Origin of the sequence: Pseudomonas sp. MWU12-2345, from assembly GCF_023242385.1 — a bacterium.
GTDB classification, from domain to species: Bacteria; Pseudomonadota; Gammaproteobacteria; order Pseudomonadales; family Pseudomonadaceae; genus Aquipseudomonas; species Aquipseudomonas gingeri_D.
Genome location: NZ_JALLJA010000003.1, coordinates 285,702 through 301,344 on the forward strand (window position 1 = coordinate 285,702; position 15,643 = coordinate 301,344).

Annotated in this window: 2 protein-coding genes; both read left to right on the forward strand. The window is 65.6% G+C overall.

Features of this window, described 5'->3' with window-relative positions; genetic code table 11:
• Positions 1–12 precede the first annotated feature (12 nt).
• The gene (locus M5C71_RS09620) at positions 13–6,765 is read left to right on the forward strand and encodes a non-ribosomal peptide synthetase (RefSeq protein WP_248767708.1); all 6,753 of its coding nucleotides are present in this window, start codon (positions 13–15) and stop codon (positions 6,763–6,765) included.
• Position 6,766: 1 nt separating this feature from the next.
• A complete protein-coding gene (locus M5C71_RS09625) occupies positions 6,767–15,535 on the forward strand; it encodes a non-ribosomal peptide synthetase (protein WP_248767709.1) in 8,769 nt (2,922 codons plus the stop codon).
• The last annotated feature ends 108 nt before the right edge of the window (positions 15,536–15,643 follow it).

Below are 15,643 nucleotides of genomic sequence, written 5' to 3' on the forward strand. Positions count from 1 at the left end.
GGGGAAGCACGAGTGCAAGGGTTAATCGAGTCGGTGGGGCAACTCTCGTCCAGGCAGCGCAAAGGCTTGGCGGCGTTGCTCAAGCACAAGGGCATCAATCTGTTCGAGGTCGCGCCGGTGTTTCGCCGCGCGGCCGAGGAGCCCCTGCTGCTGTCCTACGCCCAACAGCGCCAGTGGTTTCTCTGGCAATGGGCGCCGCAGAGTTCCGCCTACAACATTGCCACGGCCCTGCGGGTGCACGGCCAGCTCGATGTAAAGGCCTTGCAGGGCAGCTTCCAGGCCCTGGTGGAGCGGCACGAAAGCCTGCGCACGGTCTTCACCCAGACCGACGGGCAACCGCTGCAGGTGGTGTTGCCCGTCGCTCGCTTCAGCCTCGATCTGCACACCCTCGAACCGGCCTCTTCGGCGGAGCGTGAGGCGCGGGTCCAGGCCTTTGTCCAGGCACAGAGCCAGACGCCTTTCGACCTGGCCCGTGGCCCGCTGTTGCGGGCCGCGCTGTTGCAGGTGGCGGCCGATGAACAGGTGCTGGTGCTGACCCAGCACCATATCGTCTCGGACGGCTGGTCCTTGCAGGTGATGACCGAGGAGCTGTTGGCGCTGTATGCCGATCTGAGCCAAGGCCGTACGCCGCAGTTGCCGGCGCTGCCGATCCAGTACGCCGACTATGCGTTGTGGCAGCGGCACTGGATGGAAGCCGGTGAACGGGAGCGGCAACTGGAATATTGGCTGGGCAAGCTTGGCGGCGAGCAACCGGTGCTGGAGTTGCCGGTCGATCATCCGCGTCCGTTGTCCCCCAGCTTTGCCGGTGCCAGTCAGGCCCTGGTGCTCGATCCCGGGTTGAGCGAAGGGCTCAAGGCCTTGGCCCGGCAACAGGGCGTCAGTCTGTTTGCCTTGCTGTTGGCGTCGTTCCAGGCGCTGCTGCATCGCTACAGCGGGCAGGGCGATATCCGCGTCGGCGTGCCGGTGGCCAACCGCGAGCGGGCCGAGGTCGAGCGCTTGATCGGCTTCTTCGTCAACACCCAGGTGCTCAAGGCCGAGGTGGACGGGCAAGGCACTTTTGTCGAGCTGCTGCGCCAGGTCTGGCAGACGGCGCAAGAGGCCCAGGCTCATCAGGACCTGCCGTTCGAACAGTTGGTCGAGGCGTTGGAGCCGGGACGCAGTCTGAGCCACAGCCCGTTGTTCCAGGTGATGTTCAATCACCAGGCGCAGGCTCCGGCCAGTCGGGTGAATCCTGCCGGTGCATCGCTGAATGTGACATCGTCATCGCCAGCAAGCCGGCTCCTACAGGACGTGGCAAGTCCAGCCGCATATGGTGCAGCCGGGAACGCCACAACCCCCGTGGGAGATGCGATTCCTGTAGGAGCCGGCTTGCTGGCGATAGCGTCGGTGAGTCCAGCATCGCCCTCCCAGGCATTACGCATCGAACCGCTGCACTGGCAAAGCCAAACGGCGCAGTTCGATCTGGTGCTCAATACCGTCGACCAGCCCCACGGCATCGAGGCCGTCTTCAAGTATGCCACTGACCTGTTCGAGGCGAGCACCGTGGAGCGCTTGGCCCGGCACTGGCTGAACCTGCTGCGTTCGATCAGCGCCAATCCCCACCAGCGTGTCGCCGATCTCGCCCTGCTGGAGCCAAGCGAGCAGCGGCAAGTCCTGGCCCAGTGCAACCCGGCACCCCGGCAATACCCGGTGGACGGTTGCCTGCAACAACGTATCGAAGCCCAGGCGGCTCGGTGTCCGGACGCGGTGGCGGTGGTCTATGCCGACCAGCAACTGACCTATGGCGAACTCAACGCCCGGGCCAACCAGTGGGCCCATCGTCTGATCGCCCAGGGCGTCGGCGCGGATGTGCTGGTGGGCGTCGCCTGCGAGCGCTCGCTGGAGATGCTCGTGGCGATTGTCGCCGTACTCAAGGCCGGTGGCGCCTATGTGCCGCTGGACCCCGGCTACCCGGACGAGCGCCTGCGCTACATGATCGAGGACAGCGGACTCAAGCTGCTCCTGGCGCAAGGGCACCTGCTGGGACGCCTGCCAGTACCGGCGGACGTCGAGTGCCTCGACCTGGATCAACTGCCCCAAGACCGCTCGCGGGACAATCCGCCCTGTGTCACCGGCGCCGATCATCTCGCCTATGTCATCTACACCTCGGGCTCCACCGGCAAGCCCAAGGGCGCGCTGTTGCCCCATGGCAATGTGCTGCGCCTGTTCAGTGCCACCGACGGCGAATTCGGTTTCGGCGCCGACGATATCTGGACGCTGTTTCACTCCTACGCCTTCGATTTCTCGGTCTGGGAAATCTTCGGTGCCTTGCTCCATGGCGGCAAGCTGGTGGTGGTGCCCCAGGACATCAGCCGTTCGCCCCGGGACTTCCACCGCCTGCTCTGCGATAAGCGGGTGACGGTACTGAACCAGACACCATCGGCGTTCAAGTCACTGTTGTCGGTGGCCGTCGAGTCACCGCACGAGCTGGCCTTGCGTTACGTCGTGTTTGGCGGCGAGGCCCTGGAAGTGCAAGGCCTGCGGCCCTGGTTCGAGCGCTTCGGCGATCAGGCTCCGCAGTTGGTCAATATGTACGGCATCACCGAAACCACCGTGCACGTGACCTACCGGCCGCTGTCCCTGGCCGACCTTGAGCAGGCCGCCGGCAGCCCCATCGGCGAGCCGATCAGCGACCTGTCCCTGTACCTGCTGGACGATGGGCTGAACCTGTTGCCAGCGGGCTGCGTCGGCGAGCTGTATATCGCGGGTGCCGGGCTGGCACGGGGTTACCTGAAGCGGCCGGACCTGACGGCCACGCGTTTTGTCCCCGATCCGTTCGATCCCCAGGGCAGCCGACGCCTCTACCGCAGCGGCGACCTGGCGCGCCTGCGCGCCGACGGCACGATCGAATACATCGGCCGGCGCGACCAGCAGGTGAAGATTCGCGGCTTCCGCATCGAGCTGGGAGAAATCGAGGCGCGCCTGCAAAGCCACGCACGGGTGACCGAAGCAGCAGTGCTGGCAGTCGAGGGCGCGACCGGCACCCAACTGGTGGCCTACCTGGTCCCCGCCGATCTGGCGGTGCTGCAAGATGAATCCCGGACAACGGCCCTGCACGGCGAACTGCGGGACGACCTCAAGGCCCATCTGGCCGACTACATGGTGCCGACCCACCTGGTGCTGCTCGACTCGTTGCCGCTGACCGCCAACGGCAAGCTCGACCGCAAGGCCTTGCCCGCGCCGGACCGCCATGTGCTGCAGCAGGCTTACATCGCTCCGCAGCGGGAAATCGAAGAGCAACTGGCGGCGATCTGGGCCCAGGTGCTGAAGGTCGAACAGGTCGGCCTGCGGGACAACTTCTTCGAACTGGGCGGCCACTCGCTGCTGGCGACCCAGGTGATCGCCCGGGCTCGCCAGGAACTGGGTCTGGAACTGTCCCTGCGCAGCCTGTTCGAAACCGCGGACCTGGGCGGCTTTGCCGCCAGTGCCGAAACGGATCAGGCCCGGAATGCGCCGGCCTTCAGCCTGGTCGACCGTGACCAGCCGCTGCGCCTGTCCTATGCCCAGCAACGCCAGTGGCTGCTCTGGCAACTGGAGCCGGACAACAACGCTTATCACATCCCGGCGGCCCTGCAACTGGACGGGGCCCTGGATCGCGAAGCCTTGCGCCGCGGTTTCGAGGCCTTGATCGACCGTCATGAGAGCCTGCGCACCACCTTCGGCCAACTGGACGGACAGGGCGTGCAGCGGGTGCAACCGGCCGGGGTCTTTGCCCTGGCCCTGGACGAGTTCAACCCGGGTTTGGGCGAAGATCCCGAACGCTGGATCAAGGCCCGGGTGGCGCAGGAGGTAGAGGCGCCGTTCGACCTGCAACACGGGCCGTTGCTGCGGGCTCGCTTGTTGAGCCTTGGCCAGACCCGCCATGTGCTGGTGGTGACCCTGCACCATATCGTTTCGGATGGCTGGTCGATGCCGATCATGGTCGACGAGTTGATCGAATACTATGCCGCCTTCAGCCAGGGTCATGCGCCCGCGCTCAAGGACTTGCCGTTCCAGTACGCCGACTATGCCCACTGGCAGCGCGACTGGATGGCGGCGGGCGAGGAAGCCCGGCAACTGGACTACTGGCGCGGCCAACTGGGCGACCGGCAACCCGTGCTGGAATTGCCCACCGACCGACCGCGCCCGGCGTTGCAGAGCAGTGCCGGCGCGCGCCTCGAGGTGGCCTTCGAGCCGGCCTTGCTGGTGCCGCTCAAGGCGATTGCCCGGGAGCAGGGCGTGACCCTGTTCATGCTGCTGCTGGCCTCGTTCCAGACCCTGCTGCATCGCTACTCGGGGCAGGCCGATATCCGCGTCGGCGTGCCGATCGCCAACCGCACCCGCACGGAAACCGAGGGCCTGATCGGCTTCTTCGTCAACACCCAGGTGCTCAAGGCCGAGTTCGGGCTGCACAGCACCTTTGGCCAGTTGCTGGCCCAGGTCAAGCAGACGGCGCTGGGTGCCCAGGCACACCAGGACCTGCCGTTCGAGCATCTGGTGCAGGCCCTGCAACCCGAGCGCAGCCTCAGCCACAGCCCGTTGTTCCAGGTGCTCTACAACCACCAGACCGAACGCAAGGGCGCGGTGCGCCAGGTGCCGGGCTTGCAGATCGAAGGACTGGACAGCGGCGGCCATAGCGCCCAGTTCGACCTGGCGCTGGACACCTTCGAAGGTGAAGAAGGCCTGCGGGCCGCCCTGACCTACGCCACCGCGCTGTTCGATGCCGCTACGGTCGAGCGTATGGCCGGGCACTGGCGCAATCTGCTGCGGGCTGTCGTCGAACAGGGGGTGACACAGCGTATTGCCGACCTGCCGCTGCTCGGCGACGAAGAGCGCCAGTGCATCCTGCAACGCTGGAGCCGTATCGACGGCGTCTACCCGGACGCACCCTGCGTCCACGAGCGGATCGCCATCCAGGCCCGGGCGACTCCCGAGGCCACGGCGCTGATCTTCGGCGACGCGCAGTTGACCTATGCCGAGCTGGAGCGCCGCGCCAACCGCCTGGCCCACAGGCTACGGGCGCTCGGCATCGGCCCGGAAGTGCCGGTGGGCATCGCGGTGGATCGTGGGCTGGAGATGGTGGTCGGGCTGCTGGCGATCCTCAAGGCCGGCGGCGCCTATGTGCCGCTGGATCCGGAGTTCCCCCGCGAGCGCCTGGCCTACATGATGCAGGACAGCGGCATCGAGCTGTTGCTCTGCCACGCTCATCTGCTGGCGCAGTTGCCGGTGGTGGCTTCGCTACGCACGCTGTGCCTGGATCAGATCGAAGACCAGCTGCCGGGGATCGACGATGAAGCTCCGGCCAGCCAGGTGCAGCCGCACAACCTGGCCTACATCATCTACACCTCCGGCTCCACCGGCCAACCCAAGGGCGTGGCCATCGACCATGCCGCCCTGAGCGCCCATGGCCACGTCGCCATCGAGTATTTCCGCCTGCAACCCGAGGACCGCGTGTTGCTGTTCTCCACCCTGAATTTCGACGGCTTCGTCGAACAACTGTTCCCGGCCCTGTGCCACGGCGCGGCGGTGGTGGTACGCGGCAACGAGGTCTGGGACAGCGGCACCTTCCACCGCGAAGTGCTGCGTTCGGGCATCACCGTGGCGGATTTGAGCACGGCCTACTGGTACCTGCTGGTGCAGGATTTCAGCCGCCGGGCGCCCAGGGATTTCGGTCCGCTGCGCCAGGTCAGTGCCACCGGCGAGGCCATGCCACCGGAAGGCCTCGAACTGTGGAAACAGGCGGGGCTGGGCCATGTGCGCCTGCTCAATACCTACGGCCCGACGGAAACCACCATCACCGCCAGTTACCTGGAGTGTGACGCTTATGTTCGCGGCGAATTGCCCAAACCATGGTCGATGCCGATCGGCCGGCCGCTGGGGGGCCGGCGCATGTATATCCTCGACAGCGATTTCACCCCGGCGGTCCAGGGCGCCACGGGCGAGTTGCTGATCGGCGGCGCCTTGCTGGCCCGGGGTTATCACGGCCGTGCGGCGCTGACGGCCGAGCGTTTTATTCCCGATCCGTTCGACGGGCAGGGTGGCGGTCGGCTGTATCGGACCGGCGACCTGACCCGCTACCGCGACGCGGGGCTGATCGAATATGCCGGGCGCCTCGACCATCAGGTCAAGATCCGTGGTTTCCGTATCGAGCTGGGTGAGATCGAAGCGCGCCTGCAACAGCATCCACAGGTGCGTGAAGCGCTGGTGGTGGCCATCGACGGCCCGTCCGGCAAGCAGTTGGCGGCTTATCTGGTGCCTGCCGATCCGGCCTTGCACGACACACCGCAGCTTTTGCGCGATGCCTTGCGCGACGATCTCAAGGCCAACCTGCCGGACTATATGGTCCCGGCGCACTGGGTGGTGCTCGACGCCCTGCCGATGACCCCCGGCGGCAAGCTGGACCGCAAGGCCCTGCCCAAGCCGGACCCGAGCGCCTGGCAGCAAACCTACGTGGCCCCGCGCAGCGAGCGCGAGCAGCAACTGGCGGCAATCTGGGCGCAGGTGCTGCAGGTCGAGCGGGTCGGCCTGGATGACAACTTCTTCGAACTGGGCGGGCACTCGTTGCTGGCGGCCCAGGTGATCTCCCGGATTCATTCGGGCCTGGGGATCGACATACCGCTTCGGATGATTTTCGAGAAACCTCAATTGAACGAGTTTGCACAGGCACTTGAAGGCACTGGCCTTTCCCTGACCGATGACGGGCTGTCCGACATTGAACGCATGATGAACGACATGGCGGAGGCTTGAGATGGATACCACCACGGCACAACGGATTGCCCGGCGCTTCGTCGGCTTGCCCCTGGACCAGCGTCGCCAGATCCTGGAAAAGATGCAGGCCACCGGGCAGAGCTTCAGGCTGCTGCCGATCGCCGTCACCCGTCACGAGGTCCCGCGCATTCCGCTGTCCCATGCCCAGCAGCAGATGCTGATTCTCTGGCAACTGGAGCCGGGTAACAGCGCCTATAACGTACCGATGGCGGTGCGCTTGAGCGGCGGGCTGGATGAGGCGGCGCTGGGCCGGGCCCTGGAACGGCTGGTGCGGCGGCATGAAAGCCTGCGCACGCGCTTTGTCTCGGATGAGGGCGCGTTTCATCAGGAGATTCTTGAGCAGTCCGTGGTGAGCCTGGTGCGGGTCGACGTCTCGGGGACTGCCGCCGACAGTGCCGAGGAGCACCTCAAGGGGTTGGTCGCCGCCGAACTGAGCGCGCCGTTCGACTTGCTGGAAGGGCCGTTGCTGCGGGTCAGGCTGTTCCGCCTGGGCGAAGCCGAACACGTGCTGACCCTGTGCATGCACCACATCATCTCCGACGGTTGGTCGGGAGAGGTGTTGGTTCGTGAGTTCATCCGTTTCTACCTCGGCGAACTCGAAAGCGCCGCTAACCCTTTAGGAGCCGGCTTGCTGGCGATGACGGCGGTGAATACAACATCGCGATCGCCGGCAAGCCAGCTCCTACAGGGACCGCGTCTGGCCTTGCCGGAGCTGCCGATCCAGTACGCCGACTTCGCCATCTGGCAACGGGCCTGGCTCGAAGCTGGCGAGGGCGAGCGCCAACTGGCTTATTGGAAAGAACAACTGGGCGACGAACATCCGTTGCTGGAGCTGCCACTGGACCACGAGCGTCCGGCACAACCGAGCTACCGTGGTGCCATTGTCAACAGCGACCTGACGCCCGCTCTCTCGGCACAACTCAAGAACCTGGCCCGGCAGAACGGCCAGACCCTCTTCATGCTCAGCCTGACGGCGCTGGCCGTGGTGCTTTCGCGCTACAGCGGCCAGGCCGATATCCGTATCGGCGCGCCGAATGCCGGACGCAGCCGCGAGGAGCTGGAAGGGCTGATCGGCTTCTTTATCAACACCCAGGTCCTGCGGGTACAGGTGGACGAACGCGCCAGCTTCCAGCAACTGCTGGAACAGGTGAAACAGGTGGTGACCGGCGCCCAGTCCCATCAGGAGCTGCCTTTCGAGCAACTGGTGGAAGCCCTGGCCCCGGAGCGCCGCCTCGGTCATAACCCGCTGTTCCAGGTCAAGATCAACCAGAACGTGCTGGCTGCTGCCAGCGCTGGAGACAAGGCCCAGGACCTGAGCGTCGAAGCCTTCGCCATCGATATCGTCGACGCGCGTTTCGACCTGGCCCTGGATTTCACCGACACTCCACAGGGCGTCGAGGCCAGCTTCACCTATGCCACGGACCTGTTCGAGGCCGCGACCATCGAGCGCATGGCGGCGTCCTGGCGTCAGGTACTGGAGCAATTGGTGTGCGCCGTTGAACAACCGTTGCTGGAACAACCCGTTAGCGCTGCCCAGCCCATGGAGCACCAGGCCGCGCCATGGCCCTTTACCGATTTCCTCGCCCTCTGGGAACAGGGTCGGCGGATCGGACAGGGTCAGGCGGCACTGCACACTGCCGCTCAGTCGATCGACTACGATGAACTGGAGCAGCGTTCCAACCGGCTGGCGCACTACCTGCACGCCCGGGGCATCGGTCGCGGTGACGTGATCGCCCTGTGCCAGGAGCGTTCCTTCGAGTGGGTGATCGGGTTGCTCGCCGTGCTGAAAACCGGTGCGGTCTACCTGCCCCTGGATACGGCGCAGCCGAGCGAACGTTTGCAGCAACTGCTCAAGGACAGTGCCGCCACGCTGCTGATGCATGCGCCGGGCGATAACAAGTCCGCCGGCCTGGGTGTTTGCCCGGTGCTGGCCCATGACCCCGGACAATGGGCCGATTGCAGCGCCGAATCCCTGGCGATCCGGGTCCTGCCGGAACAGCCGGCCTATATCATCTACACTTCCGGTTCCACCGGGCAGCCCAAGGGTGTGCTGATCAGCCATCAGGCTTTGGCGAACTATGTGCAGGCGTTGTTGCAACGCCTGGAGCTGGCGCCCGGGGCGAGCATGGCGCTGGTCTCGACCATTGCCGCCGACCTCGGTCATACCCAGCTGTTCGGTGCCCTGGCGTCCGGTCGCCCACTGCACCTGATGGCCGCCGAACACGCCTTCGATCCCGACGGCTTCGCGGCCTATATGGCCGAGCACCAGGTTGATGTGCTGAAAATCGTCCCGAGCCATTTGCAGGGCCTGTTGCAGGCCGCGCGGCCGGCGGACGTGCTGCCCCGGCAATTGCTGGTCCTCGGTGGCGAAGCCAGCCCCTGGGCGCTGATCGAGCAGATCCGGCACCTGGCGCCGGAGTGCCGTATCGTCAATCACTACGGGCCGACGGAAACCACCGTGGGCATCCTGACCCACGAAGTCCGCGAGCGCCTGGCGGGTTGCCGCACGGTGCCGGTGGGTCGGCCCCTGGCCAACGACCAGGCGCGGGTGCTGGATGCCTGGCTCAACCCGGTGGCGGAACGTGTCGCCGGCGAGCTGTACCTCGGTGGCGCCGGTCTGGCCCAGGGATATCTGGGACGGGCGGCCATGACCGCCGAACGTTTTGTGCCCGATCCCGAGTCCCGGCACGGCGAACGTCTGTACCGTGCCGGTGACCGGGCGCGGATGATTGACGGCCGGGTGGAGTACCTCGGTCGGGCCGACGACCAGGTGAAGATTCGTGGCTACCGGGTCGAGCCCGGCGAAGTCGCGCAGGTGCTGCAAGGCCTGGACGGTGTGCGTGAAGCAGTGGTCCTGGCCTTGCCGCTGGACAGCGATGCCTCGCGCCTGCAACTGGTCGCCTATTGTGTGCCTGTCTCCGGCACCGAACTGGCGGTCGAGACCTTGCGCCAATCCTTGCTGGCCGAACTGCCGGAGTATCTGGTGCCGGCGCATATCATCGCCCTCGAACGCCTGCCGCTGACCGCCAACGGCAAGCTCGACAAGCGTGCATTGCCGAAACCGGGCGTCGCCGGCAAGCGTTACACCGTGCCGGTCGGCGAGATCGAAGAGAAACTCGCGGCGGTCTGGGCTGATGTGCTCAAGCTGGAACGGGTCGGCAGCAGCGATAACTTCTTCGAACTGGGCGGCGACTCGATCCTCAGTCTGCAGATCATCGCCCGGGCCAAGCGCCAGGGCATCAGGTTGAGCCCCCGGCAGTTGTTCGAGAAGCAGACCATCGGCCAACTGGCGACGGTGGCCCGGCTGATCGAGAAGAAGACCGAGGTGGTCGAGACGGTGCGGGGCAACCTGCCGCTGTTGCCGATCCAGGCGCGCTTTTTCGAGCTGGAAATCCCCCAGCGTCAGCGCTGGAACCAGGCGCTGATGCTGGAACCGTCGACAACCCTGGACCCGGCGCATCTGCGCAATGCCTTGCACATGCTTATCGAACGGCACGAGGCCCTGCGCCTGAGCTTCGAGCTGAGGGACGGCGTCTGGCAGGCGAGCTTCCGCGCGGGCCCCGCGATTGATCCGTTGTGGGTGCACGAACTCGACGATCCGGCACGGCTGACCGAGCTGGCCGACGAAGCCCAGCGCAGCCTCGATTTGAAACAGGGGCCGTTGCTGCGTGCACTGCTGGTCAACCTGCCGCAAGGGCAACAGCGTTTGCTGCTGGTGATTCACCACCTGGCGGTGGACGGGGTGTCCTGGCGTGTGCTGTTTGAAGACCTGCAACAGGCTTACACCGCTTTGGCGGCGGGCCGCTCGCCGGTTCTGGCACCGCGCAGCAGTTCACTCAAGGCATGGGCCGAACACCTGCAAGGTTATGCCCATGGGCCGCTGCTCAAGGCCGAACGCGACTACTGGTTGCAGAGTCTTGGGCATGTAGAAGGCGAGTTGCCCCGGGATAATCCGCTGGGGGCCAATACCCGGCGCCAGGTCCGTTACGCCCGTTCGAGCCTGAGCAAAGACCTCACCCAACAACTCTTGAAAGTGGCCCCGGCGGCCTATCGCACCCAGGTCAACGACCTGCTGCTGACGGCCCTGGCCCAGGTGCTGTGTACCTGGAGCGGGCAGTCCTCGGCGCTGATCCAGTTGGAAGGCCATGGCCGCGAGGACCTGTTCGAGGACCTCGACCTGAGCCGCACCGTGGGTTGGTTCAGCAGTCTGTTTCCGCTCCGGCTCACGCCCGAGGGCGAGCCGGGTGCGAGTATCCGCAGCATCAAGGAACAATTGCGCGCGGTGCCGAACAAGGGCATCGGCTACGGCATCCTGCGCTATCTCGGTGATGCCGAGACCGTCGCGGCCTTGCAGGCGTTGCCCGAAGCCCGGGTGACCTTCAACTACCTGGGGCAGTTCGATACCGACGCTGCTCCTGGCGAGAGCGCGTTGTTGATCCCGAGCGCCGATGACAGCGGTGCGAGCCAGAGTGAAGACGCACCGCTGGGTAACTGGCTGAGCCTCAATGGCCAGGTCTACGACGGCCAGTTGCAACTGGACTGGAGTTTCAGTGGCGAGGTCTATCGCGGCGAAACCATCGAGGGGCTGGCGGCGGCGTACGAGCTGGCGTTGGCCGAGGTGATCGCTTACTGCGTCCACGACGGGCACCACGGCGTGACCCCGTCGGACTTCCCGCTGGCGGGCCTGAACCAGGCCCAACTGGATCGCCTGTCGGTGGCGGCGCGGGATATCGAGGATATCTACCCGCTGTCGCCGATGCAGCAAGGCATGCTGTTCCACAGCCTGTCGGCACCGGCCTCGGGCAACTATCTGAACCAGATGCGGGTCGATGTGACGGGGCTCGATGTGCCGCGTTTCCGCGCCGCCTGGCAGGCCGCCATCGACCGTCACGAGGCGCTGCGGGCGCGCTTTGCCGAAGGCAGCGGACAGCCGCTGCAGGTGATTCGCAAAACCGAGGTCCTGGCGTTTGTCGAGCAGGATCTGCGGGGCCGCAACGGCCTTGAAGCGCTGTTGGCCGAACTGGCTGAAGCGGATCTGCAACGCGGCTTCGACCTGGCCTGCGACCCGCTGTTGCGCTTGACGGTATTGCACACCGCCGAACAGCGTCACCACCTGATCTACACCAACCACCATATCCTGCTGGACGGCTGGAGCAGTGCGCGGCTGTTGGGCGAGGTGCTGGAGCATTACAACGGACAGGTGGTGACGCCGCCCGGCAGTCGCCTGCGGGATTACATCCAGTGGCTGCAACGCCAGGACAGCGGCGCCGATCAGCGTTTCTGGACCGAGCAGATGGCCGCCTTCGTTGAGCCGACCCGCCTGGTGCAGGCGTTCAAGGCCGGTGGTGTGGCCGAGGCCCGGGGTTATGGCGAATATCGCCAGACCCTCGACACAGCGCGGACCCTGCAGCTGGGCGAGTTCGCCCGCGAGCAGCGGGTTACCCTCAACACCCTGGTGCAGGCGGCCTGGCTGTTGCTGCTGCAACGCTACACCGGCCAGCGCAGTGTCACTTTCGGCGCCACCGTGTCCGGGCGTCCGGCGGACCTGCCCGGCGTCGAGGAACAACTGGGCCTGTTTATCAACACCCTGCCGGTGCTGGGCAGTCCGAGGCCGGAGCTACAGGTCGGCGACTGGGTGCAGCAAGTGCAGGCGCGCAACCTGGCCTTGCGCGAGCACGAACACACCCCGCTCTATGACATTCAACGCTGGGCCGGCTGGAGTGGCGAAGCACTGTTCGACACCTTGCTGGTGTTCGAGAACTACCCGACCTCACAGGTCCTGGAGCAGGGCGCTGACAACGGACTGTCCTTCAGTGGCTTGCAGAGCCGGGAGCAGACCCACTATCCGCTGACCCTGGTGGTGGAGGTGGGCGAGGTCATGTCGGTGGACTACCGTTACGCCCGGCAGCAGCTTTCGGACGCGGCGGTGGTGCAGTTGGCAGGGCATTTCGAGAACCTGCTGCTGGCCCTGGCCGATTCGGCCGGGCAATGCCTGGGCGAACTGCCGATGCTCGCTGGCGCCGAGGCGCGGCAGACGCTGCTGGAGTGGAACCTGACCCATGCCGACTATCCGGGACCCTGGTGCCTGCACAGCCTGATCGAGGCCCAGGTACAACGCTCGCCGGAGGCGCCGGCGCTGGTGTTCGACGGACAATTGTTGAGTTATCGCCAGCTCAATGCCCGGGCCAATCAACTGGCCCATCGCTTGCGCGAGCAAGGGGTTGGACCGGATGTGCTGGTGGGTATCGCCGCCGAGCGCAGCCTGGAGATGGTCATCGGCCTGCTGGCGATCCTCAAGGCCGGTGGCGCCTATGTGCCCCTGGACCCTGAATATCCTCGCGAACGCCTGGCCTACATGATCGAGGACAGCGGCATCGACCTGCTGCTGACCCAGCGCCATCTGCTTGAGACCCTGCCGATCCCGGCCCATGTGCGCAGCCTGTGCCTGGATGTTCCCGAGTCGTTTACCGCCAACGAGGAAAATCCGCGCAACCTGACCTTGCCGGACCATCTGGCCTATGTGATCTACACCTCGGGTTCCACCGGACGGCCGAAGGGCGCCGGCAACAGTCATCGGGCGCTGCACAACCGTCTGGCCTGGATGCAGAAGGCCTATGACCTGAAGGCCCACGACACGGTCCTGCAAAAGACCCCGTTCAGCTTCGATGTGTCGGTCTGGGAGTTTTTCTGGCCGTTGCTGACCGGCGCCCGCCTGGCCATCGCCAGGCCGGGTGAGCATCGCGATCCGCAGCAACTGATGGAGAGCATCGAGCGTTATCAGGTCAGTACCCTGCATTTCGTGCCGTCGATGTTGCAGGTATTCATGGCCGGGGTTGATGTGCAGCGCTGCCGCAGCATTCGACGCCTGGTGTGCAGTGGCGAGGCGCTGCCGGCCGAGTTGTCCCAGGAGGTGCTGAAGCGTCTGCCCCAGGCGGCGCTGTACAACCTCTATGGCCCGACCGAAGCCGCCATCGACGTGACCCACTGGACCTGCACGGCGGATGACAAGCTGAGCGTGCCGATTGGCCGACCGATCGACAACCTCAAGGGCCATGTGCTGGACAACGGCCTGTTGCCGGCCGCGTTCAGTGCCGCCGGTGAGTTGTACCTCGGTGGCGTCGGCCTGGCCCGTGGTTATCACCGGCGTCCGGCGCTGACCGCCGAGCGCTTTGTCCCGGACCCGTTCGATGAGCACGGTGGCCGTTTGTATCGCACCGGCGACCTGGCCCGTTATCGTGACGAGGGGGTGATCGAGTACGCCGGGCGTCTCGATCATCAGATCAAGATTCGCGGTTTGCGCGTGGAGCTGGGTGAGATCGAGGCCCGGTTGCAGGAGCATCCGGGTGTACGCGAGGCCAACGTCATCGATATCGACGGGCCGCTGGGCAAGCAGTTGGTGGCGTACCTGGTGCCGGTCGAGCGCGATCTGGTTGATGCCGGAGCTGTGGCGCAAGGCCCGTTGCGTGATGCGCTCAAGGCCCATCTCAAGGCGCAATTGCCGGAGCATATGGTGCCGGCCCATCTGGTGCTGCTGGAAGGCATGCCGCTGAGCCCGAACGGCAAGCTGGATCGCCGGGCGTTGCCGGCGCCGGATGTGAATGCCTCGGGGCCGGGCTACCGGGCCCCGCGTACCGAACTGGAGCAGCGCCTGGCGGCTATCTGGGCGCAGGTGCTGGAGGTCGAGCGGGTCGGGCTGGATGACAACTTCTTCGAGCGTGGCGGTCACTCGCTGCTGGTGATCGCCCTGGTCGGACGCCTGCGTGAGGCGTTTGATGTGACGATCAAGTTGCATGATTTCCTGTTGCTGCCGAACCTGGAGGCGCTGGCGGATTTTCTGCTGGAAGGGGAGGCGCGGGTCAAGTCGCCGGTGATTGCCATGAACGCCTGCCGCAATGACCGGAGTCCGCTGTTCTGCCTGCCGCCCGGTGGTGGTGGGGCCTACGCCTACTATCCGTTGGCCGGGACCCTGGGCAATCAGCGCCGGGTCTATGGGCTGGTGAACAGGAGTTATGTGGTGCCGGGCTGGTTCGATGAGTCCTGGGACGGCATGGTGGCCTACTACCTGGAGCAGATCCGCTCCACCCAGCCGCACGGGCCTTACAACCTGCTGGGCTGGTCATTGGGTGGGGCGTTGGCCGTCGAGGTGGCCCATCGTCTTGAGCAGGCGGGTGAGCGGGTGGGTTTTGTCGGGCTGGTGGATTCGTTGATGCCCCGGGGTGTCGAGGAACGTGCCGCCGAGCCTGGAGCGGACGTTGATGCGCAAGTCGAGGAGCCCGGGTTGTATGGTCCGTTGTTGAGCAGCCTGCTGGCCTTTGCGCCGGGGCTCGATGAAGCGACGGTGCTGGGCTTCCTGGAGCAGGCGCGAGTGAGTTTGAGTGATGAACAGGCGGTGGTCGAGCGGGTGATCGAACAAGTGGCCGAGGTAGGTGGAGTGAGTGTCGAGCGCTTGCGCGAGATCCATCGCGATATCGCGCTACAGGATGAGATCGAGACCGGGTATCGTTTGTTGCATGCCAATGCGCTGTTGAGCGAGGCCTTCAGCCTGAAACCGCTGGCGGTGAAGGTCGATTGCTGGTGGGCGACGGGCAGCCGCAGTGCCGCGCGGATACATGAGGCCGAGGCGCGGTTGCTGCGCGAATGTTCGGTCAATGGCCTGGCGGGGTCGTGGGTGCTGGAGGAGAGCCATGACAGCGTCATCCTCAGTCCGGCGTTGTTGAATGCAGTGCTGGAGTGCCTGGCCGCTGAATAAGGCCAGCCCACGATCCTTGTAGTGGCGGTGCTGATCCTGGCCCGCCATTTGGATCGACACGATTACCTGTAGGAGCCTGGCTTGCCAGCGAAGAGGGCCTTGAGGGCG